Origin of the sequence: Novilysobacter erysipheiresistens (assembly GCF_036663935.1) — a bacterium.
GTDB classification, from domain to species: Bacteria; Pseudomonadota; Gammaproteobacteria; order Xanthomonadales; family Xanthomonadaceae; genus Novilysobacter; species Novilysobacter erysipheiresistens.
This window is the reverse complement of sequence record NZ_JAXGFP010000001.1, coordinates 302,007-321,437: the sequence shown is the minus strand read 5'-3', so window position 1 is coordinate 321,437 and position 19,431 is coordinate 302,007. Positions and strand designations below refer to the sequence as shown.

23 protein-coding genes are annotated in these 19,431 nt (G+C 67.2%); 13 read left to right on the top strand and 10 right to left on the bottom strand.

What is annotated here, in order from left to right:
* Nucleotide 1: 1 nt before the first annotated feature.
* The 12 genes from gspL to rnt all read left to right on the top strand — a co-directional run bounded on the left by gspL (nt 2) and on the right by rnt (nt 10,862).
* Complete coding sequence (gene gspL / locus SNE34_RS01665; RefSeq protein ID WP_332614105.1) at nt 2-1,165, top strand: type II secretion system protein GspL; 1,164 nt, start codon at nt 2-4, stop codon at nt 1,163-1,165.
* Complete coding sequence (gene gspM, locus SNE34_RS01660) at nt 1,162-1,650, top strand: type II secretion system protein GspM (RefSeq protein WP_332614103.1); 489 nt, start codon at nt 1,162-1,164, stop codon at nt 1,648-1,650. The genes gspL and gspM overlap by 4 nt, the downstream gene beginning before the upstream one ends.
* Nucleotides 1,651-1,753: 103 nt before the next feature.
* Nucleotides 1,754-2,905: an OprO/OprP family phosphate-selective porin gene (locus tag SNE34_RS01655; RefSeq protein WP_332614101.1), complete on the top strand. Its 1,152-nt coding sequence runs from the start codon at nt 1,754-1,756 to the stop codon at nt 2,903-2,905.
* Between the two features lie 217 nt (nt 2,906-3,122).
* Entirely contained in the window at nt 3,123-4,241 is a 1,119-nt protein-coding gene (gene pstS, locus SNE34_RS01650) for a phosphate ABC transporter substrate-binding protein PstS (RefSeq protein WP_332614099.1), read from the top strand.
* A 76-nt stretch (nt 4,242-4,317) separates the two neighbouring features.
* A complete protein-coding gene (gene pstC / locus SNE34_RS01645) occupies nt 4,318-5,274 on the top strand; it encodes a phosphate ABC transporter permease subunit PstC (protein ID WP_332614097.1) in 957 nt (318 codons plus the stop codon).
* On the top strand, nt 5,274-6,167 hold the full coding sequence (gene pstA, locus SNE34_RS01640) for a phosphate ABC transporter permease PstA (RefSeq protein WP_332614095.1): 894 nt from the start codon (nt 5,274-5,276) through the stop codon (nt 6,165-6,167). The genes pstC and pstA overlap by 1 nt, the downstream gene beginning before the upstream one ends.
* Before the next feature lie 49 nt (nt 6,168-6,216).
* Complete coding sequence (gene pstB / locus SNE34_RS01635; protein WP_332614093.1) at nt 6,217-7,017, top strand: phosphate ABC transporter ATP-binding protein PstB; 801 nt, start codon at nt 6,217-6,219, stop codon at nt 7,015-7,017.
* 11 nt (nt 7,018-7,028) lie between these two features.
* A complete protein-coding gene (gene phoU / locus SNE34_RS01630) occupies nt 7,029-7,736 on the top strand; it encodes a phosphate signaling complex protein PhoU (protein WP_332614091.1) in 708 nt (235 codons plus the stop codon).
* A gap of 167 nt (nt 7,737-7,903) precedes the next feature.
* Nucleotides 7,904-8,374 carry an EF-hand domain-containing protein gene (locus SNE34_RS01625; RefSeq protein WP_332614089.1) on the top strand — a complete coding sequence of 157 codons (471 nt, stop codon included), beginning with the start codon at nt 7,904-7,906 and terminating at the stop codon, nt 8,372-8,374.
* Between the two features lie 28 nt (nt 8,375-8,402).
* Nucleotides 8,403-9,260, top strand: a complete 858-nt coding sequence (locus SNE34_RS01620) for an HvfB family MNIO-type RiPP peptide maturase (RefSeq protein WP_332614087.1) — start codon at nt 8,403-8,405, stop codon at nt 9,258-9,260.
* Complete coding sequence (locus tag SNE34_RS01615) at nt 9,250-10,044, top strand: HvfC family RiPP maturation protein (protein WP_332614085.1); 795 nt, start codon at nt 9,250-9,252, stop codon at nt 10,042-10,044. Before SNE34_RS01620 ends, SNE34_RS01615 begins: the two co-directional genes overlap by 11 nt.
* 146 nt (nt 10,045-10,190) lie before the next feature.
* A complete protein-coding gene (gene rnt / locus SNE34_RS01610; RefSeq protein ID WP_332614083.1) occupies nt 10,191-10,862 on the top strand; it encodes a ribonuclease T in 672 nt (223 codons plus the stop codon).
* A gap of 72 nt (nt 10,863-10,934) precedes the next feature.
* On the opposite strand, the gene SNE34_RS01605 is transcribed toward rnt, so the two are convergent.
* The 3 genes from SNE34_RS01605 to rnr are packed head-to-tail and all read right to left on the bottom strand — an operon-like array spanning nt 10,935 to nt 14,487.
* On the bottom strand, nt 10,935-11,201 hold the full coding sequence (locus SNE34_RS01605) for a CBU_0592 family membrane protein (RefSeq protein WP_332614081.1): 267 nt from the start codon (nt 11,199-11,201) through the stop codon (nt 10,935-10,937).
* A 24-nt stretch (nt 11,202-11,225) separates the two neighbouring features.
* A complete protein-coding gene (rlmB, locus tag SNE34_RS01600; protein WP_332614079.1) occupies nt 11,226-11,981 on the bottom strand; it encodes a 23S rRNA (guanosine(2251)-2'-O)-methyltransferase RlmB in 756 nt (251 codons plus the stop codon).
* A 43-nt stretch (nt 11,982-12,024) separates the two neighbouring features.
* Entirely contained in the window at nt 12,025-14,487 is a 2,463-nt protein-coding gene (gene rnr, locus SNE34_RS01595; RefSeq protein ID WP_332614077.1) for a ribonuclease R, read from the bottom strand.
* Between the two features lie 306 nt (nt 14,488-14,793).
* Between rnr and SNE34_RS01590 the strand changes: the two genes are divergently transcribed.
* Nucleotides 14,794-15,753: a tyrosine-type recombinase/integrase gene (locus SNE34_RS01590; protein WP_332614075.1), complete on the top strand. Its 960-nt coding sequence runs from the start codon at nt 14,794-14,796 to the stop codon at nt 15,751-15,753.
* 133 nt (nt 15,754-15,886) lie between these two features.
* Here SNE34_RS01590 and SNE34_RS01585 read toward each other — a convergent pair whose 3' ends face one another.
* The 7 genes from SNE34_RS01585 to SNE34_RS01555 form a co-directional block, all read right to left on the bottom strand.
* Entirely contained in the window at nt 15,887-16,162 is a 276-nt protein-coding gene (locus SNE34_RS01585; protein ID WP_332614073.1) for a hypothetical protein, read from the bottom strand.
* Nucleotides 16,162-17,529: a hypothetical protein gene (locus tag SNE34_RS01580; protein WP_332614072.1), complete on the bottom strand. Its 1,368-nt coding sequence runs from the start codon at nt 17,527-17,529 to the stop codon at nt 16,162-16,164. The genes SNE34_RS01585 and SNE34_RS01580 overlap by 1 nt, the downstream gene beginning before the upstream one ends.
* 186 nt (nt 17,530-17,715) lie before the next feature.
* Nucleotides 17,716-18,078, bottom strand: a complete 363-nt coding sequence (locus SNE34_RS01575; protein WP_332614070.1) for a hypothetical protein — start codon at nt 18,076-18,078, stop codon at nt 17,716-17,718.
* A gap of 13 nt (nt 18,079-18,091) precedes the next feature.
* Complete coding sequence (locus tag SNE34_RS01570) at nt 18,092-18,286, bottom strand: hypothetical protein (RefSeq protein ID WP_332614068.1); 195 nt, start codon at nt 18,284-18,286, stop codon at nt 18,092-18,094.
* Entirely contained in the window at nt 18,273-18,650 is a 378-nt protein-coding gene (locus SNE34_RS01565) for a hypothetical protein (RefSeq protein ID WP_332614066.1), read from the bottom strand. Before SNE34_RS01565 ends, SNE34_RS01570 begins: the two co-directional genes overlap by 14 nt.
* On the bottom strand, nt 18,647-18,883 hold the full coding sequence (locus SNE34_RS01560; protein WP_332614064.1) for a hypothetical protein: 237 nt from the start codon (nt 18,881-18,883) through the stop codon (nt 18,647-18,649). The genes SNE34_RS01565 and SNE34_RS01560 overlap by 4 nt, the downstream gene beginning before the upstream one ends.
* A complete protein-coding gene (locus SNE34_RS01555; protein ID WP_332614063.1) occupies nt 18,883-19,410 on the bottom strand; it encodes a glycoside hydrolase family 108 protein in 528 nt (175 codons plus the stop codon). The genes SNE34_RS01560 and SNE34_RS01555 overlap by 1 nt, the downstream gene beginning before the upstream one ends.
* Nucleotides 19,411-19,431 lie beyond the last annotated feature (21 nt).

The window sequence follows — 19,431 nt, the reverse complement described above, 5'->3', positions numbered from 1 at the left end:
GATGACCACCCGACCCGATCCCATCGCGATGAACGCCACCACGATCGTGCTGCTTCCCCACGCAACCGGCGCCGACGCCACCTGCCTGCGCATCGATGCCGACGGGCGCGTGCTATCGCGGCACCCGCCGGATGTCGATTCGCCGCTCACCGCCAGCCCTGCCCAACCCGTCGTCCGCCAGCTCCTGGCCGTGCCCGGCAGCGAATGTTTGTCGTGCTGGCTGGACCTGCCGGCGCGCAACCCGGTGCAGGCGCTCGCCGCGGCCCGGGTGCTGGTCGCCGCGCACGTCGCCGGGCCGATCGACACCCTGCACCTGGCAATCGCACCGATGGCTGCGGACGGTGGCAGCCGACAGGTCGTCGCAATCGAGTCGGCGACCATGCAGGCGTGGCTGGACCGCGCCACGGCGCTCGGCATGACCCCCGATGCCGTGGTGCCGCTGCCGATGCTGTTGCCACCGCCGGAGCCACCCGCTGCAGGCACAACCAGCGAAGTGGTTGTTGCCGAGATCGACGGACACTGGCTGGTCCGGGGCGAACAACTGGCCTTCGCCGCCGAACCCGCACTGGCCGAACAGATCATCGGCGACCGACCGCGACGCCTCCTGACCGCCGCGGACGCCGAGTCCGCATTCGCCGCCAACGCGTTGATGCCGCCGATCGACCTGTTGCAATACGCTTTCGCCCGTCAGTCCACGCACCGCCAGGGTTGGCCGGCCTATCGCCGGGCGGCGATCCTGGCCGCGGTACTGGCGGTGTCGCCGCTGGTGTTGCTGACTGCGCAGGCGATCCGCTACGAACTCGCCGCGCGCGCCCTGCAGAGCCAAACCGCCGCCCTCGCTCGCACCCTGATGCCGACGCTGGAGGAAGGCGCCAACCCGCTGCCGCCGATCCGCGCACGGCTGGCCGAATTGCAGGCCGGCGGCGGGTTCGCGCACGCCACCGCCACGCTGCTGGCCGCCGTCGCCGCAACCGACGGCGCCGAACTGGATGCGCTGTCCTATGCCGGCGGCGAATTGCAGGCGACCCTGGTGGTGCCCTCGCCGCCCGCGCTGGAGCAAATCCGCGGCGCGCTGTTCGACGCCGGGCTGGAACTGACCGAAAACGACGGTGGAAAGACGAACGGCCGCAGCCGCTACACCATCACCGTGAGGACCTCCGCATGAACCGCCGCAACCGGTTGAACCAGTGGTGGCAGGCGCGCGAACCGCGCGAACAGTGGATGCTGGGGGTGATGTGCGCGGCGATCGGAGCGTTCGCGCTGTGGTTCGGCGTGGTCGCGCCACTGCGGCAATGGCGTGATACCGCACGCGATCGCCATGAGCGCGCCGCCGCCGACCTGGGCGAAATCGTGCACGGCATCGACACGATCACCGCGCTGCAGGCGCGCAACCCCGCCATGACGACCACCGACGCCTTCGCCTCCGCCATCCTCGATAGCGCGGCGACCGCCCGGGTGCCCGTCAGCCGCCAGCGCATCGACGACGCCGGCGTGCTCGAAGTCGGGATCGATGCAGTCGACGCGCCCGCCCTGCTGGGCTGGCTCGACCGCCTGCGCCACGAACACGGCATCGCGCCGCTCATGCTCGAGATCCGCGAGCGCAACGGCAGCCTGCAGGTCCAGGCCCGGTTCCGGCCCTCGATGCCGTGAGTCGACTGCAACGAAAACGTCACGCAACTGCAGGAATGTCACAATTCTGCAATTTGCCACGCTTAACCTGCGGGCACTTCCCCAGCCGTGACATCAAACCGCAATGAAAATTGAATCAAACCGTCTCGCAACACGGATCCTCGTCGTGCTGTCGCTCGCCGCGCTGGCACCGCTGGCCCATGCCGGCGTGCCGATCGACACCATCGGCGGCTCGGAGATCAGCTTCGAGGGCCTGCTCCAGGCCGATGGCAGCTGGTACGACAACGACGTGGCCGACCTCGATGGCGACGCCGGCGACGGCGCTGACCACGACTACGAACTGCGCCGCGCCGAACTGGTGCTCAAGGGCAAGGGCCCGGGCAACCTCGACTGGGTGGTCGGCTACGACGCCAAGGCCGACAAGTGGCTCGACGTCAACGTCGAATACGGGTTTGGCGATGGCCACTCATTGCAGGTCGGCCAGTTCAAGCAGCCCAACAGCCTCGAGGAGCTGTCGTCGACCAAGAACAACGACTTCATCTCCAAGGCGATGACCACCAACACCTTCGGCGTGTCGCGCCGGCTCGGCGTGGCCTACGGTTACGGCCAGGACGACTGGAGCATCACCGCCAGCAGCTTCGGTCGCGAGATGACCAGCGGTGGCGACCATGGCAGTGGCTACGGCCTGCGGGGCACCTTCGCGCCGATCAACGAGGACGGCAACATCCTCCACTTCGGCCTGTCGTACGTGGACCGCGACACCGACGCCGACAGCCTGCGCTTGCGCACCCGGCCACAGGCCGACCTCGCCGGCGTCCGGCTGGTGGATTCCGGCACCCTGACCGACACCGACCGGCTGGCCACCACCGGCCTGGAAAGCTTCTGGGTGCGCGGCCCGTTCAAGCTGCAGGGCGAGTACATGCGTGGCTCGGTCAGCCGCCACGACAACGCCGACTACGACGCCACCGGCGGCTACCTCAGCGCGCTCTACAACCTGACCGGCGAGAGCTGGAGCTACAAGGGCGGCACCCCCGGCACCGCCAAGCCGACCGACCCGGCCCGCGGCATGTGGCAGCTCGGCCTGCGCTACGACACCATCGACCTCGACGACGGCAGCGTCGAAGGCGGCCAGATGGATGCCCTGACCGCGGGGGTCAACTGGTACTGGCGGAAGAATTTCAAGTTCATGCTGAACTACGTGCAGGTCGACAGCGAGCGCATGGGCGTCAGCGACGACCCGAATATTGTCGAAGCACGCGCGCAGTTCTACTGGTAACCGCCACACCCCGGCAACATACGACGGGTCAAATGACCCGGGGCCCTCGCGGGACCAATCTCCTCTCTCCTGAACGGCAGGGCGCGACCAAGGTCGCGCCCGTTTTTTTTGACGCGCTGTAACAAATCCGCCGAACTGTCATATCGATGTAACAAAAACATCATTTCATGGTCGCACCCGCCGGCAGTGCCGGCATTTCCCTCGCACGGAGTTCCCCATGAACACCACGCCGGCCGGCTTCAACCTTCGCACCGCCGCCCTGTCCCTCGCCGTCGCGCTCGCCGTCGCCGCCTGCGGTGGCAACGAGTCCGCCCCGGCCACCGATTCCGACGCCAACACCGCCGCCGCCAATGCCGAAGCCGGAGACAAGGTCGCCGCGCAGATCACCGGCGCCGGCTCGACGTTCTTCTTCCCGCTGGTATCGAAGTGGTCGGCCGACTACAACGCCGCCACCGGCAACAAGGTCAACTACCAGTCGATCGGCTCCGGCGGCGGCATCGCCCAGATCAAGGCCGCCACGGTTGCCTTTGGCGCCTCCGACGCGCCGCTGGACAGCGCCGAGCTAGACGAGGCCGGGCTGCTGCAGTTCCCGGTGGTGATCGGTGGCGTGGTGCCGGTGGTCAACGTCGAGGGCGTGGAGCCGGGCGAGCTGCGCCTGACCGGCCCGCTGCTGGCCGACATCTACCTGGGGAAGATCAAGACCTGGAACGACCCGGCGATCACCGCGCTCAACCCCGGCGTCACCCTGCCGGCGACCAAGATCAACCTGGTCCAGCGCTCGGACGGTTCCGGTACGACCTTCAACTTCACCAACTACCTGTCGAAGGTCTCGCCTGAGTGGAAGAGCAAGATCGGCGAGGGCAAGTCGGTGCAGTGGCCCGACGGCGTCGGCGGCAAGGGCAACGAGGGCGTGGCGTCGTATGTGCAGCAGATCGATGGTTCGATCGGCTATGTCGAGCTGGCTTACGCGCTGCAGAACCAGATGGCATTCGCGCAGTTGCAGAACGCCGCGGGCAACTTCGTCGCGCCCAGCGCCGAGACCTTCGCCGCGGCCGCCGCGACCGCCGACTGGTCGAGCGTGCAGGACTTCAACCTGGTGATCACCAACGCCGGTGGCGACCAGGCCTGGCCGATCGCCGCAACGGTGTTCGCAATGATGTACGCCGAGCCGAAGGATCCACAGCGCAGCGCCGACGCCCGCGCGTTCTTCGAGTGGGCCCTGCACAACGGCCAGCAACAGGCCGCCACGCTCGATTACGTGCCGCTGCCGCCGGAACTGGTCGGCCAGATCGAGCAGTACTGGGTGGCGGAGTTCAAGGCTCCGGCCGCACAGTAACCGCGTCTCGTCGGACCGCCCCCGGATGCCTCGCGCACCGGGGGCGTATTGTTGGCAAAGGAACCGAATCCACCGCATGAACGCTATCGCCCTCCCCGCCTCGCGCGACCACAAGGACGCCCGCAACGACCGGCTGTTCCGTTACGCGCTGGTCGCCACCGTGGTGTTCGTGCTGCTGGCGCTGGTCGGCGCGGCGCTGTCGATGCTGTGGGGTGGTCGCCAGGCACTCGAGGCCTCGGGCCTCGACTTCTTCTTCAGCGCCGACTGGAATCCGGTCGAGAACCGGTACGGCGCGCTGGTGCCGATCTACGGCACCGTGGTCACCGCGATCATTGCGATGCTGATCGCGATTCCGCTCAGTTTCGGCATCGCCTTCTTCCTGACCGAGGTCGCGCCACGCTGGGCGCGCGGGCCGGTCGGCACCGCGATCGAGTTGCTGGCCGGCATCCCGTCGATCATCTACGGCATGTGGGGCCTGTTCGTGCTGGTGCCGGTGATGACCGAGCACGTCACGCCCTGGGCCAACGAGAATCTCGGCACGCTGCCGCTGATCGGACCGTTGTTCCAGGGACCGCCGATCGGCATCGGCATGCTGACCGCCGGCATCGTGCTGGCGATCATGGTGGTGCCGTTCATTTCGTCGGTGATGCGCGAGGTGTTCCTGACCGTGCCGACGCGGCTCAAGGAATCGGCTTATGCGCTCGGTTCGACCAAGTGGGAGGTCAGCTGGGATATCGTGCTGCCGTATACCCGCTCGGCGGTGATCGGCGGCATCTTCCTCGGGTTGGGGCGCGCGCTCGGCGAGACCATGGCGGTCGCGTTCGTGATCGGCAATTCGACCCGTTTCACCGCGTCGCTGCTGGAGCCGGGCACGACCATCGCCGCGCTGATCGCCAATGATTTCGGCGAGGCGACCGAGACCTATCGTTCGGCGTTGCTGCTGCTCGGCTTCGTGCTGTTCATCGTGACCTTCATCGTGCTCGCGATCGCGCGATTGATGCTCGGCCACCTGTCTCGCAAGGAGGGCAACTGATGGCCGCCGTCGTCGCCAACACCACCGCCAGCCGCAGCCAGCGCACCGCCGGCGCGCTGTACCGCCGGCGCAGGATCACCAATGCGGCGTCGCTGGTGCTCGCCTGCCTCGCCGCCGCGATCGGCCTGTTGTTCCTGGGCTGGATCCTGTGGACGCTGGTGTCCAAGGGCATCGGCGGCATCGACTGGGCGTTGTTCACGCAGAACACCCCGCCGCCGATGAGCGAGGGCGGTCTCAAGAACGCGTTCTTCGGCAGCGCGGTGATGTGCCTGATGGCGATCGGCATCGGCACGCCGCTGGGCATCGCCGCCGGTACCTGGCTGGCCGAGTACGGCGCCGGCAGCCGGATCGGCACCGTGGTGCGCTTCGTCAACGACATCCTGCTGTCGGCGCCGTCGATCGTGCTGGGCCTGTTCGTCTACACCCTGGTGGTGCGTCAATTCAGCTTCTCGGCGATAGCCGGCGCCATCGCGCTGGCCTTCATCGTGCTGCCGGTGGTGTTGCGCACCACCGACGAGATGTTGCGGCTGGTGCCCTCGCAGATGCGCGAGGCGGCGCTGTCGCTCGGCGTGCCGCAGTGGAAGGTCACCGTGCAGGTGATGTACCGCTCGGCGATGCCTGGCATCGTCACCGGCGTCCTGCTCGCTCTTGCCAGGATTAGCGGCGAGACCGCGCCATTGCTGTTCACCGCCTTCGGCAACCAGTACTGGAGCGCCGACGTCACCGGGCCGATGGCCAGCGTGCCGGTGGTGATGTACCAGTTCGCCGGCAGCCCGTACGACTCGTGGCAGTCGATCGCCTGGGCCGGCGCGCTGGTACTGACCGGCTTCGTGCTGCTGATCAGCCTGGTCGCCCGCGCGATCGTGTCCCGCAACCGGGTAGCGCATGACTGACGCGTTTGCCGACTCACCGCAGCACCCATCCCGTTTCCAGACGACTGCCATGAATGATTTCGCCGCCACCGTCGCCCCTGTCGCCACCGCCGATGCGCCGGTCAAGCTCGCCGCACGCGGGCTCGACTTCCACTACGACAAGTTCCGTGCGCTCAAGAACATCGACCTGGCGATCCCGGAGAAGCGCGTCACCGCGTTGATCGGCCCGTCCGGCTGCGGCAAGTCGACCCTGCTGCGCGTGTTCAACCGGATCTACGCGCTGTATCCGAAGCTGCGCGCAAGCGGCGAGGTGCTGCTCGACGGCGAGAACATCCTCGACCCGAAGTACCCGATGAACCGGCTGCGCAGCAAGGTAGGCATGGTGTTCCAGAAGCCGGTGCCGTTCCCGATGACGATCTTCGAGAACGTCGCCTACGGCATCCGCCACCACGAGAAGCTGTCGAAGGCCGAAATGGCCAACCGGGTGGAACTGGCGCTGCGCCAGGCCGCGTTGTGGGATGAGGTCAAGGACAAGCTCGACGCCAGCGCACTCGGCCTGTCGGGCGGCCAGCAGCAGCGCCTGTGCATCGCCCGCGCGGTCGCGCTGAAGCCCGACGTGCTGCTGCTGGACGAGCCGACCTCGGCGCTGGATCCGATCTCGACCAGCCGCATCGAGCAACTGGTGGCCGAGCTCAAGAACGACTACACCATCGCGATCGTCACCCACAACATGCAGCAGGCCGCGCGCGTGTCGGACTACACCGCCTTCATGTACCTGGGCGACCTGATCGAGCACGGCGCCACCGACACGATCTTCTCCAATCCTTCGGTGCAGCAGACCGAGGACTACATCAGCGGCCGGTTCGGCTGAGGGCAAACCCGATGAACAACGTTCCCCACGACCACATCGTCAAGAGCTACGACGAGGAGCAGCGCCGTCTGCTCGACGAGACCCTGCGCATGGGCGAGATGGCCGCCGCCCAGCTGGAGGCCGCGCTCGACGTGGTCCAGCGCCGCGACGACAAGGCCGCCGCGCGGATCATCGGCAACGACGAGGCGATCGACGCGCTGGAGCAGACGATCAGCCACGACGTCATGAAGCTGGCCCTGCGCGGACCGATGGCCCGCGACCTGCGCGAGATCCTCGCCACCATCCGCATCGCCTCCGACATCGAGCGCATCGGCGACTACGCGGCCAACGTCGCCAAGCGCTCGACCGCTCTGAACCTGGCGCCGCCGCTGCCGCACGTCGGCGGCTTGCAGGTGATCGGCAAGCTCGCGGCACAACAGGTGCGCGACGTCATGACCGCCTATCGCGGCAACGACGTGGTGGCCGCACAACAGGTCCGTGATCGCGATGCCGAGCTCGATGCGGCCTACACGTCCCTGTTCCGCGAGCTGCTGACCTACATGGCCGAAGATCCGCGCAGCATCACCGGTTGCACCCACCTGCTGTTCATGGCGAAGAACATCGAACGCATCGGCGACCACGCCACCAACATCGCCGAGAACATCTGGTTCCTGGTTCGCGGCGAGGACAACCTGCCGCCACGCGAGAAGCGCGACGACAGCAATACCGTTGCCCCGTGAGCGCGCGTTCCCCGGGGATGGCGAGGGCTGCATCCGTCGCGCACCGACGGTCGTAAGGAACGAATACCCGGGCGGCGGTCACGCCGCACCCGGGGTTAATCCATCCTTGCCCCAACCGCGCTAGGATCGCGACTCCAAGCGGTCCGACCACAACCCAGGAGCTACCCATGTCCCAGAACTCGAACAAGCCCGCCCTCGTCGCCGCCACCCTTGCCGGCGGCCTGCTGCTGGCGGGCTCGGCCTTCGCCGCCACCCCGCTCGCCCAGGGCTACATGCTCGGCGCCCAGGACGCCGCGGCCGCTACCGCGGACAAGGCTGGTGAAGCCAGCTGCGGCGCCAAGAAGACCGAGGGCAAGTGCGGCGAAGGCAAGTGCGGCATGGCCAAGATGGACACCGACAAGGACGGCAAGATCTCGTCGGCCGAGTTCGGCGCCGCCCACGGTGGCGACACCAGCAAGTTCGCCGAACACGACCCGAACGGCGACGGGTTCGTAGATGCCGCCGAGATGAAGGCCCACCAGGAAGGCAAGTGCGGCGAAGGCAAGTGTGGTGGCGACAAGAAGGCTGACGCCGGCGCGGCCGCGAAGGCCGACATGGAAGGCAAGTGCGGCGAGGGCAAGTGCGGCGGCAGCAAGTAAGCCGCCTAATTCGCCGTTTGTTTGCTCCATGACCGCGTCATCCGCACTCGCGCCTGACGCCGTCGGTCTCGGCCTGCGGCGGGCCCTGTTGGGTCCGCTGCGGGCGGCCACTCCAGGCGGCTTCGACTTTCTCGAAGTCGCACCGGAAAACTGGATCGGTGTCGGTGGCGCGCTCGGCAACGCGTTCGCCGACCTCGCCTCGCGCCATCCGATTGTCTGCCATGGGCTGTCGCTGTCGCTCGGCGGCCCCGGCCCACTCGACGAGACCTTTCTGGGCAAGCTGCGGCGCTTCCTCGACGCCCACCGCGTGCCGATCTACAGCGAACACCTGAGCGCCTGCAGCGACGAGCATGGCCAGCTGTACGACCTGATGCCGCTGCCGTTCACCGACGCCGCGGTCGAACACGTCGCAGCGCGCATCCGCCGCACCCAGGACGCGCTCGGCCGGCGCATCGCGGTCGAGAACATTTCCTACTACGCGACCTTGCAGCCGGCCGCGATGGCGGAAATCGACTTCGTCAACGCGGTGCTCGAACGCGCCGACTGCGACCTGCTGCTGGACGTCAACAACATCGTGGTCAACGCCACCAACCACGGCTACGACGCGCGTGACTTCCTGCGCGCCCTGCCCGGCGAGCGCGTTGCCTACATCCACGTCGCCGGCCACTTCGACGAGGCCGACGACCTCAAGATCGACACCCACGGCGCGGCGGTGAGCGATCCGGTATGGGACCTGCTGGCCGAAGCCTATCGTGAGTTCGGCCCGCGCCCGACCCTGCTCGAACGCGACTTCAACCTGCCGCCGCTGGACGAGCTGCTGGGCGAACTCGACATCGTCCGCGGCCACCTGCGCGAGACTCGCACCGAACAGCGCCATGTCGCCTGAGTCTTCCGACGCGGATGCACGGCACGGGCTCGGCGATTACATCCGCGATCCGGACCGCGCGATGGCGCCGGCAGGCATCGAAGAGCGCCGGCTGAAGATCTACCGCGAACTGTTCTTCAACAACATCGAAAGCATGCTTGCCGGCAACTTCCCGGTGATCAAGCGGATCTTCACGGGCCCGCCCGATCCCGGACGCTGGTCGGCGCTCGTCCGCGATTTCTATCGCGATCATCCGTCGCGCACCCCGTTGTTCACCGAACTCGCGCGAGAGTTCCTCCGCTATCTCGAAACACGCGCGGCCGACGGCGCAACCAAAGTCGAACGCAACGACCCGCCGTGGCTGCCCGAACTGGCCCACTACGAGTGGGTCGAACTCGCCTTGCAGATCAGCGAGTCGCGCGAGGACGATCTCGCCCACGACCCGGACGGCAATCTGCTGGATGGCTGCCCGGTGGTCTCACCGCTGGCATGGCCGCTTTCCTATACCTGGCCGGTGCACCGGATCGGCCCCGACCACCAGCCGGACACCCCGCCCGCCGAACCGACCTGCCTGCTGCTGCAGCGGGACGCGGCGGGCAAGGTCAACTTCCAGCAGCTCAGCGCACTGACCTTCCGCTTGCTGCAACGGCTGGAACAGCATCCCGGGCTAAGCGGCCGCGACCAGTTGCAGGCCCTCGCCCGGGAAGCCGCCACCGAAGCCGACAATGCCTTCATCGCCCAGGGCCTGGCGATGCTCCAACAATTGCGCGCCACCGCCGTAATCCTGGGCACCCTCCGCGACTGACGCTCGCGCTTTCCGGGAACAGCATGGCTTTTGTAGGAGCGGCTTTAGCCGCGATCTGGAACCGGCGCGGGCGAACGGTTTCCGATCGCGGCTAAAGCCGCTCCTACAAAAGGCAGGCCGCCGCACCCGTCTGCTAGGCTTCCTCGATGACAACCGCAGCATCGCCTTCCGACGCCACGCCCACCACGGTCTCCCCGCTCGCCACCCGCTTCCGCGGCTTCCTGCCGGTGGTGGTCGATGTCGAGACCGGCGGCTTCGACTGGAACCGCTGCGCGCTGCTGGAAATCGCGGTGCAACCGATCGACATCGACGAAAACGGCCTGCTCTTCCCCGGCGAGACCACCAACGCCCACGTCGTCCCGGCCCCAGGCCTGGAGATCGACCCGAAGTCGCTGGAAATCACCGGCATCAAGCTCGACCATCCGTTCCGCCTGGCCAAGGAAGAGCGCCCCGCGCTCGATCACGTGTTCGCCCCGGTCCGCGCCGCCTGCAAGAAGCACGGCTGCCAGCGCGCGATCCTGGTTGGCCACAACGCCCACTTCGATCTCAACTTCCTCAACGCCGCAATCGCGCGCGTCGGCCACAAGCGCAACCCGTTCCACCCCTTCAGCGTGTTCGACACCGTGACGCTGGCCGGGGTCGCGTATGGCCAGACCGTACTCGCCCGCGCGGTGCAGGCGGCCGGTTTCGAATGGAACGCCAGCGAGGCCCACTCGGCCGTCTACGACACCGAACGCACCGCGGAGCTGTTCTGCAAGATCGTCAACGCGTGGCCGGCGCCGATGGCGGCACCGCCCAGAACCCCAAGCCCCATGTAGGAGCGACGTAAGTCGCGACCCGCCGAACGATAGGGACGATGTACAGGTCGCGACTGCGTCAAAGGGACGGCATCAGGTGCGTTTAGCCGGACGATTTCCGGCTTTCATCGAGCGCACGATCCCGTACGCGCTGATGGCGACCCAGGTGGCCTCAAGCAGGAACACCGACACGTTGAACTGCCCCAACAGCGACACCAGCACGCCGCCGGCGCCGAGCAGGTTGAGCAACTGGTAGACCAGGCCGGTGCCGGACAGGCGGCCGGCCTGCAACAGGAAGAACGCGGCCAGCACCATCAGCGTGCCTGCGATGCCGATCCAGTCGTACCACTCAAGGTTCATTGCGACTCCCCTCCGATTTGCCGATCACTGCCGTTGCCGCACGGCCTCGAACAACGTTACCCCGGTCGCGACCGACACGTTGAGGCTTTCGACCCCACCGTCGGCGTCGCCGCCGGGCATCGGGATCTTGACCAGCTGATCGCAGTTCTCGCGGGTCAGCCGGCGCAGGCCGTCGCCCTCGCCGCCGAGCACCAGGCCGACGTTGCCGCGCAGGTCGATCGAGTACAGCGACGCATCCGCCTCGCCGGCCAGGCCGTACAGCCAGACGCCGAGTTGCTGCAGGTCGCGCATGGTGCGCGCGAGGTTGGTCACCGGCACCACCGGCACGCTGTCGGCGGCGCCGGCGGAGGTCTTGCGCACGGTCGCGTTGACCTGCACCGACTTGTCCTTGGGGATCACCACCGCGGTCGCGCCGGCGGCGGCGGCGCTGCGCAGGCAGGCGCCGAGGTTGTGCGGGTCCTGCACGCCGTCGAGCAGCAGCACCAGAGCGCGGCCTTCGGCGGCCTCGACCAGGCCCTGGAGGTCGTCCTCGCTCCAGGTCTTGGCGGCGGCGTAGCGCGCGACCACGCCCTGGTGGCGCAGGTTGCCGACCACGCCGGCGAGCGCCTGCTGATTGACCCGGCGGACGTCGATGCCGAAACGGCGGGCGTTGGACTCGATCTCGGCCAGGCGCGGGTTCTTGGCGCCGGCTTCGATCAGAACCTCACGGACGTTGTCGGCGTCGTGCTCGATCGCGGCGGAGACGGCGTTGATGCCGGCGATCCATTGTTTCTGGCTCATGGGAGGTGGGGCGAGGAGATTGGGGCGGTCATTGTAGGGCGCCTCAATACTTCTGCTTCTTCCGCTTCGCCGGTTGGCCGTGCTGCTGCATCGGCCGGTCGCCGCCCTCGCCCACCAGTTTGAAATCGATCTTGCGGTCCTCGACGCTGGCCTTCATCACGATGATGCTGACCCGGTCGCCAAGCCGGAACTCGCGGTCGGTGCGCTGGCCGGTCAGGGTCTTGCGGATCGGGTCGAAGTGGTAGAAGTCGTTGGGCAGCTGGGTCACGTGGATCAGGCCGTTGACCTTGGAGTCGTCGAGCTCGACGAACAGGCCGAAGCTGGTGACGCCGCTGATCACGCCGTCGAACTCGCTGCCGACGTGCTTCTCCATCCACGCCGCGCGGTAACGCTCGTCGACCTCGCGCGAGGCCTCGTCGGCACGGCGCGAACGCTCGGAACTCTGCAGCGACAACTGCGCCATCGCGCTGGGCGAATAGCGGAACTTCTCCGGCTTGGCACCGCTGAGCGCGTGCTTGATCGCGCGATGCACCAGCAGGTCCGGATAGCGCCGGATCGGCGAGGTGAAGTGCGCGTATGCCTCCAGCGCGAGGCCGAAGTGGCCGACGTTCTCGGGCTGGTACACCGCCAAGCTCTGGCTGCGCAGCAATACCGACTCGATCAGGGTCGCGTCGGCTCGCTCGCGGATGTTCTTCAACAGCTGGGTGAAGTCGCGCGGGTGGACCTTGCCCCACGGCGGCATGCGCAGCTTGAATTCCTTCAGGAACTCCAGCAGGTCGGCGTACTTCTGCTCCGGCGGACGGTCGTGGATGCGGTACGGCGCCGGCACTTCAGCATCGATCAGGAACTTCGCAGCCTCCACGTTCGCCGCGATCATGCATTCCTCGATCAGCTTGTGCGCGTCGTTGCGCTGGAGCATGCCGGCCTGGCTGACCTCGCCCTTGGCGTCGAGCACGAAGCGCACCTCGCTGGACTCGAACTCGATCGCACCGCGCTTGGCCCGCGCCTTCGCCAGCACCTCGTACAGCTGGTGCAGGCGCTGGACCTGCGGCAGCAGCGAACCGATCCGGCCGAGCGCGTCCTCGCGGTCCTCCGGTAATGCGGCCTCGTCGATCGCGTTCCAGACCTGGGTATAGGTCAGGCGCGCATGCGAGTGCATGGTCGCCTCGTAGAACTTCGAACTGGTGACCTCGCCCTTGCGGTCGATCTGCATGTCGCAGACGAAGCACAGCCGGTCGACCTTGGGCTTCAGCGAGCAGATGCCGTTGGACAGGGTCTCCGGCAGCATCGGCACCACGAAGCCCGGGAAGTACACCGAGGTCGCGCGCTTCTGCGCCTCGTCGTCGAGCGGCGTGCCGGGACGGACGTAGTGCGAGACGTCGGCAATCGCCACCACCAGCCGGAAGCCGTCACGGTTTGGCTCGCACCAGACCGCGTCGTCGAAGTCCTTGGCGTCCTCGCCGTCGATGGTGACCAGCGGCAGGTCGCGGATGTCGGCGCGCTCGCGAACCGTCGCGGCCTCGACCTCCAGCGGAACCGCCGCGGCCTGGTCGAGCACTTCCTGCGGGAACTCATGCGGGATGTCGTGGCCGTGGATCGCCGCCTGCACCGCCAGCGAGGCGGTCAGGCGTTCGCCCAGCACGGTCAGGATCTTGCCCATCGGCGGACGCCGCGCATCCGGGGCGCGGGTCAGCTCGCAGACCACCAGTTGCCCGGCCTGGGCGTCGCCGCGCGCTTCCGGCGGGATCAGGATGTTGCGCTGGATCCGGCGGTCGTCGGGCTCGACGTAGCTGACCCCGTCCTCGAGGATGAAACGACCGATCAGGCGGCTGAGCCGGCGCTCCAGCACCTCGACGATCGCGCCCTCCTGGCGGCCGCGGCGGTCGGTGCCGGTGACGCTGGCGAGCACGCGGTCGCCATGCATCGCCTTGCGCATCTCGTACGGCGGCAGGAACAGGTCGTCGCCGCCAGCATCCGGACGCATGAAGCCGAAGCCATCGGGATTGGCGATCACGCTGCCGGCCACCAGGTCCACCTGCTCGGCCGGCACGTAGCCGCCCTTGCGGTTCTGCAGCAACTGTCCGTCGCGGACCATCGCGCGCAGCCGCGCGGTCATCGCCTCGAAGCGTTCCGGCGCGGTCAGGGCGAGCTTTTCCGCCAGTTCCTCGGCTTCCAGCGGGCCGTCGGCGGCGGACAGCAATTGCAGGATCATTTCGCGGCTGGCGATCGGCTGTTCGTAGCGTGCGGCCTCGCGCTCGGCATAGGGATCGTGGAAACCGTCCTTGCCGCGCACCGGTTCGCCATGTAGCGGCGCCAGCGGTGGCTTGCGGGTGCCGCGCGGTGGCGGGGTTGGTAGCCAGCCGGGCTTCTTGTCGGACGGCTTGCCCTTGCCTTTGCCGGGCGCCTTGCCACGGAAGCCGGCCGGCTTGTCACCAGACTTGCTGGGGGAGCCGGCCTTGCCGGACGACTTGCGGGCGCTGCCGCGCTTGCTTGGGGGCTTGTTCATCGCGGCGATGGTACACCCGCGTCGTCAACGGGCCGTCGCGGCGCCGGCGACGCATCGGGCCTGTCGCGCCCAACAAAAAACCCCGCCGAGGCGGGGTTTTTTGTGTGTCCGACGCGGTAGTCGTCGAACGATGTTGGTGCCCGGGAGAGGACGCTAGGCGTTTAACGTCGAACCTTGCCCTGCATTGCGTTGGGGCTGGAACCATTGCCCGGGTTGAGTTTCAGCGGCCGGCTATCGTTGCCGAGGGCTGCGATAAATTGGCGTCGGTTGCATGCATTACGCCACGGGCTACGCCACAATGCCGGCATGGCAAGCATCCGAAAACGCGGCGACTCCTACCGCGTCGAGCTCTACAAAAACGGCAAGCGCGAGTCCGAAACCTTCCCCACGAAACGGGAAGCGTCGGCATGGGCCCTGCAACGCGAAGCCGAGCTCACTGGCCGCAAACTGCCGTACAAGCTGCTGTCCGAGGCGCTGGAGAAGTATGGCACCGACATAGCCCCAAAGCACAAGGGGGCCCGATGGGAGCTCGTGCGCTGCGCCAAGCTGGCGACCTACCCGATTGCGCGTCGAGCTCTGACCGCGATCGAGGGGCCCGACGTGGTCGAGTGGCGCGATGACCGGCTCAAAGAGGTGGGGCCCGCTTCGGTGGCCCGTGAAATGAACCTGCTACGTTCTGTCTTTGAAGCCTGCCGAACCGAGTGGGGCTGGATCAAGGCGAACCCGATGGCCGACGTAAAGAAGCCGCCAACCCCGACCAGCCGAAAGCGCCGGGTCACGCAGGACGAGGCCGACCGGATCGCCCTGGCGTGTGGGCTGGACGAGGATCGCGCGGACACGGCGATGCAGCGGACCGGGCTGGCGTTCCTGTTCGCGCTGGAAACCGCCATGCGGGCGGGTGAAATCGTGGGATTGAGGTGGCCGGAGGTGGCCGAGAAGTCCGTCAGGTTGCCCGAGACGAAGAATGGCGACGTGCGCCATGTGCCGCTGTCACCCCGGGCCCGGGTCATTCTGTCGGTGCTGCCGCAAACGGAGGGCCCCGTGTTCGGGCTGGACTCCGGCACCCGGGACGTGATGTTCCGCCGAGCTCGTGACGCGGCGAATATCCCGAACCTGCACTTCCACGACTCGCGGGCCGAGGCCATCTGGAGGCTGTCGAAGAAACTGGACGTGCTGGAGCTCGCCCGGGTGATCGGCCACCGCGACCTGCGGAGCCTGCAACTCTACTATCAGATCGACGCCGACGAGCTCGCCGACCGCCTTTAACCCACCTGTCCACCAGACAGTCCCCCAGACGCCGCCAAGCCCTTGACCGGCAACGATAACAGCGGGTTTTCAGGCCCGCCGAAACCGTCAAACGCGACCGTTACCGATCAATGGGTTACGGGGGGATAGGGTGTTAGCCTTCGGACAGTCCGCCCTCAATATCGGCACTGTTGCCGGCCACGGCCGCCGCGGCGATCTCTGCGTTCTCGGCCTGCTTGATCGTTGAGATGGCAGCCCCACGGAAGTGGTTCACCACAAGCTCGGCCTTCTTCACCAGAGTGAGGGTCGCAGGGTCGATCAATGACAGCTTGGCAATGGCGTCAGCAAGGCGCACGATTTGGGCCTGTGGCGTCGCCCAGTTGGTCAGGGCATCGGCCAGGGATTGGGCGCGCTGGGCGTAGGTAGCCATTAGGCGGCGATCCTTATTGCGGAGAATTGGGTGCCGACCGCTGCAATTTCGTAGTCAATCGACGTATCGCGGCGAGCGTACATTTCGAGGTAGTCGGTCGTCCCGTTCATCTGCGCTAGCGCGACCGCTTGAACAACGTTGGTTGATGAGTCGTTGCATCCAGCAGTTACAGCTATGTATGACGCGCCGTTCTTGTATATGTAGGAAATCAACCGCTTGCCTGCGGTGATTGGGTCTGCCGCGTTGACTCGGGGAAATGAGATCGTCGCGATGGCGAGGTACAGCCCCGCTTTCGTCGGCGTGAATCGTCCAGTGGCGGTATCAAAGCAGCCATCCGTATCCACCGACTCGGTATTGAGCGCAACCTTAGTGGTCGTGGCGTTGGCGAGCGTCTGATTCGCCGACAGCCCCGCGACCACGGACAGCTTGGCGTCATCGGCCTTCCCAGCCAGCGCATCGAACACCGCATCCCCGCTAGGCGCGTGGGTGGTGTCGCCGTCGGTGATGGTGGCGGTGACGATGGCCGCTGCGGTTCCGGCTGGGTCTGCGCCCACCTGGGCGGCTGTGTAGTCGCCGGATGCGGGCGTGACCGACCCGGTGCGGCCGTTGAAGCTGGTCACGGCGCCGGCAGTCGGAGAAAGCAACTCCTGCCAGTTCGCCAGCACGCTCGCCGGATCGGCCGTCAGAATGAAGGACGTGGACAGGTCGGATCGCACCGCCACGTCACCCTGCTCGCAGACCAGCGCGAGCATGGCCGCCTCATCGGCAACGACAAAGGTGTCCGTGATCGCCAGCGCCGGGAGCTGGCCGGCGTCGAGCTTGCTGTCGGCGCCAAGTGTCGCGAGGCCGTTCGGCTGGCCCTTCTGCAGCGTGATCCGCGCATCTGCCCGAACGTCGGTGTAGTACAGGTTCGCCCCCTCCGACACGTCGCTGGTCGTGCCGTCAGCCGTGCCAGATAGCCGGCCGTACTGGTCGCGGGTGATGAGCTTGAAGGTGCCGGTGGCGGAGTCGGTGAGGTCGGCGAGATTGATGGCAGGATCGCCCGCCACGCCATTGGCATTGCCCAGCGCCAGGGTGGTGCTGGTCAGCGTCCGGGTCGCGCTCGCGCCTGCCGCGGTGATCGCGTACAGGCCGGTCGTTGCCGTGTTCTCCAGCGCCCTGACGTTCGCGGGGATCTCCAGCACGCGGCGCCAGATGACGACGGCCGACGCTTGGCCGGCGGCTGGCGTGGCGACGGTGCCAGGCTCGAACAGGCTGCCGTCAGCGTTGTAGACGTTCTCGCCGATCGTGGCGCCGCGGGTCGCGTCGGTGTCGACCAGCGCGAAGTTGCGCGGGTTGCCCCATAGCGGGACCTTGCGCTTGCTCATCGGATCGCCCCGGTCGACGCCTTGCCGCGAACGCAGTCACGCTCTCCCTGCCATTGCGTCCGGTCGGCAGTGATGGCTGCCAGCGCACCGCTCGCCCACCTCCACATCGCCAGCGCCCACGCATCCGTCAGGACTTCGGGTGGCACCGGAACGGGCGCAATGTCGCTGGACGGGGCGGCCAGGCAGTCAGTGACCAGCGGCGGCGCGGGCTTGATCGACGGCGGCATCGAGGCTTGGCAGCCCGTCAGGCCGGCGACAATCGCCACGCACCACAACCCGGTCAATCGCTTGCGTTCGATCACGGGCGTCCTCCTGCACTTCTGCGACAGCATTTCGGGTGTCCGTCTGCGTTTCCGCCGTCACTCGGTCGAGCTTCGTATCCCGCTCGCCCTCGTCCTTGCGGACCTGCGTATTCGCGACAACAACGGCCGTGGCCTTCGTTGTTTCGCACTCGGCGCCCGACTGCGCCCACTGCCAGCCCAGGAAGGCGTTGGCGAGCATCGACAGACCCAGTGCGATCAACAGGCAGGCGGTCAGTTGCAGCTTCATAGCAGCGCGCCGGTCACTCGGCCGGCGGCTTCGGTAGCCGGTTCAGCAGCACGTTCACGACACCTATCGCCATCGTCGCGAACCCGCCGATCTCGGCCAGGTACTCACGCGCGCCGGGGTCGGTCGCGAGGTAGGCGACCACCGCGCCCACGGCGACCAGGCTCCAGTCGTACAGGCGAGCCAGCTTGCGCCGGTCAATCCCCAGCACGCGCTTCGGGGGTGGATTCAGAATGATCGGATCGTCGCTGGGCATCGGTCGCTTCCTCGGGTTTCAGTTGGGGGGCCTGCGCGTAGATCGCCGACAAATAGGTCTGCATCCGGTCGGCCTCCTCCTTGCGCTCGCTCAAGGTCACGTCGATACGGCCGAACTCGCGCGCCAGCCATTGCGAGCCCACCACGCCCGCCACCAGCGCGACAGACAGCATCACCACGCACGCGGTCAGGCAGAGCCACACACCCACACCGCCCGCGTTGATCGTCACCGTCTGCGCCGAACGGTTGTTGTTCAGCAGCTCGTCGGCCTTGCGGCTGAACCGGTCCAATGCGTGCGCCAGATCGTCGCGATCGCTCATCGGTGGTCCGTGAAAACAGGAACTTCCATCTTCAAGGCGATCCGGTACACCAGATCGCGCAGCGAGTGGATCTCGCCGCGGAACTCGGCGAGGTTCGCCGTCCGCACGTATTCCTCGGCCACCTTCAATTTCAGGTCGTTGTGCGAGCGCCACAGCGACCACACCCAGGCGACCAGCCCCACGACGGCGGCGCCCAGCAGGGAAATGAGGAAGCCGCTGATTCCGGCCTCCATCAGTGCGCCTCGCTCGGCGCGGCCAGCGCCATGTCGTGAATACGCATCAGGCGGCGGGACCAGCCGAGCCCGAACGTGTCCTGCAGGTGGTCGAGCTGCATGTAGTCGAACATGCGCCGCGCGCCAACCTCGTTGATCGTGGCGCCGGGCTTCGATCGCGCCACCGCGGCCAGCGTCTTGTCGCCGACGATGCCGTCCGCCGCGGTCTTGACCGCCAGTTGCAGGAAGCGCGCTGCATCACCGACGCCCTGGTTGATCGCGCAGTCGAACACGATCAGGGCTAGCCCCAGCGGCAGGTCATCGCCGCGCATCGGACGCCAGTACAGGGCTTCGTAGATCAGCAGCGCATCGCCGCGTGTCAGGTCGTCGACGCGGGCTGGCAGGCCCATGATGACGTTGCGGGCGTGGTTGAGGGTCGCCTGCGTCACGCCCAGGTTGGTGCGGTCGCCGGGATCGCGGGGATGGTCGACCAGCCCGCCTTCTTCATCGAGTACGCGCGTGGCGCAGTATGCGAAATTACGGCTCATGGGCACCCCTTGATAGGTGCT

Bases quoted from the DNA above. Each gene is read 5' to 3' on its own strand.
- gspL (WP_332614105.1), top strand. From the start codon at position 2: ATGACCACCCGACCCGATCCCATCGCGATGAACGCCACCACGATCGTG.
- gspM (WP_332614103.1), top strand. From the start codon at position 1,162: ATGAACCGCCGCAACCGGTTGAACCAGTGGTGGCAGGCGCGCGAACCG.
- SNE34_RS01655 (WP_332614101.1), top strand. From the start codon at position 1,754: ATGAAAATTGAATCAAACCGTCTCGCAACACGGATCCTCGTCGTGCTG.
- pstS (WP_332614099.1), top strand. From the start codon at position 3,123: ATGAACACCACGCCGGCCGGCTTCAACCTTCGCACCGCCGCCCTGTCC.
- pstC (WP_332614097.1), top strand. From the start codon at position 4,318: ATGAACGCTATCGCCCTCCCCGCCTCGCGCGACCACAAGGACGCCCGC.
- pstA (WP_332614095.1), top strand. From the start codon at position 5,274: ATGGCCGCCGTCGTCGCCAACACCACCGCCAGCCGCAGCCAGCGCACC.
- pstB (WP_332614093.1), top strand. From the start codon at position 6,217: ATGAATGATTTCGCCGCCACCGTCGCCCCTGTCGCCACCGCCGATGCG.
- phoU (WP_332614091.1), top strand. From the start codon at position 7,029: ATGAACAACGTTCCCCACGACCACATCGTCAAGAGCTACGACGAGGAG.
- SNE34_RS01625 (WP_332614089.1), top strand. From the start codon at position 7,904: ATGTCCCAGAACTCGAACAAGCCCGCCCTCGTCGCCGCCACCCTTGCC.
- SNE34_RS01620 (WP_332614087.1), top strand. From the start codon at position 8,403: ATGACCGCGTCATCCGCACTCGCGCCTGACGCCGTCGGTCTCGGCCTG.
- SNE34_RS01615 (WP_332614085.1), top strand. From the start codon at position 9,250: ATGTCGCCTGAGTCTTCCGACGCGGATGCACGGCACGGGCTCGGCGAT.
- rnt (WP_332614083.1), top strand. From the start codon at position 10,191: ATGACAACCGCAGCATCGCCTTCCGACGCCACGCCCACCACGGTCTCC.
- SNE34_RS01605 (WP_332614081.1), bottom strand. From the start codon at position 11,201: ATGAACCTTGAGTGGTACGACTGGATCGGCATCGCAGGCACGCTGATG.
- rlmB (WP_332614079.1), bottom strand. From the start codon at position 11,981: ATGAGCCAGAAACAATGGATCGCCGGCATCAACGCCGTCTCCGCCGCG.
- rnr (WP_332614077.1), bottom strand. From the start codon at position 14,487: ATGAACAAGCCCCCAAGCAAGCGCGGCAGCGCCCGCAAGTCGTCCGGC.
- SNE34_RS01590 (WP_332614075.1), top strand. From the start codon at position 14,794: ATGGCAAGCATCCGAAAACGCGGCGACTCCTACCGCGTCGAGCTCTAC.
- SNE34_RS01585 (WP_332614073.1), bottom strand. From the start codon at position 16,162: ATGGCTACCTACGCCCAGCGCGCCCAATCCCTGGCCGATGCCCTGACC.
- SNE34_RS01580 (WP_332614072.1), bottom strand. From the start codon at position 17,529: ATGAGCAAGCGCAAGGTCCCGCTATGGGGCAACCCGCGCAACTTCGCG.
- SNE34_RS01575 (WP_332614070.1), bottom strand. From the start codon at position 18,078: ATGAAGCTGCAACTGACCGCCTGCCTGTTGATCGCACTGGGTCTGTCG.
- SNE34_RS01565 (WP_332614066.1), bottom strand. From the start codon at position 18,650: ATGAGCGATCGCGACGATCTGGCGCACGCATTGGACCGGTTCAGCCGC.
- SNE34_RS01560 (WP_332614064.1), bottom strand. From the start codon at position 18,883: ATGGAGGCCGGAATCAGCGGCTTCCTCATTTCCCTGCTGGGCGCCGCC.
- SNE34_RS01555 (WP_332614063.1), bottom strand. From the start codon at position 19,410: ATGAGCCGTAATTTCGCATACTGCGCCACGCGCGTACTCGATGAAGAA.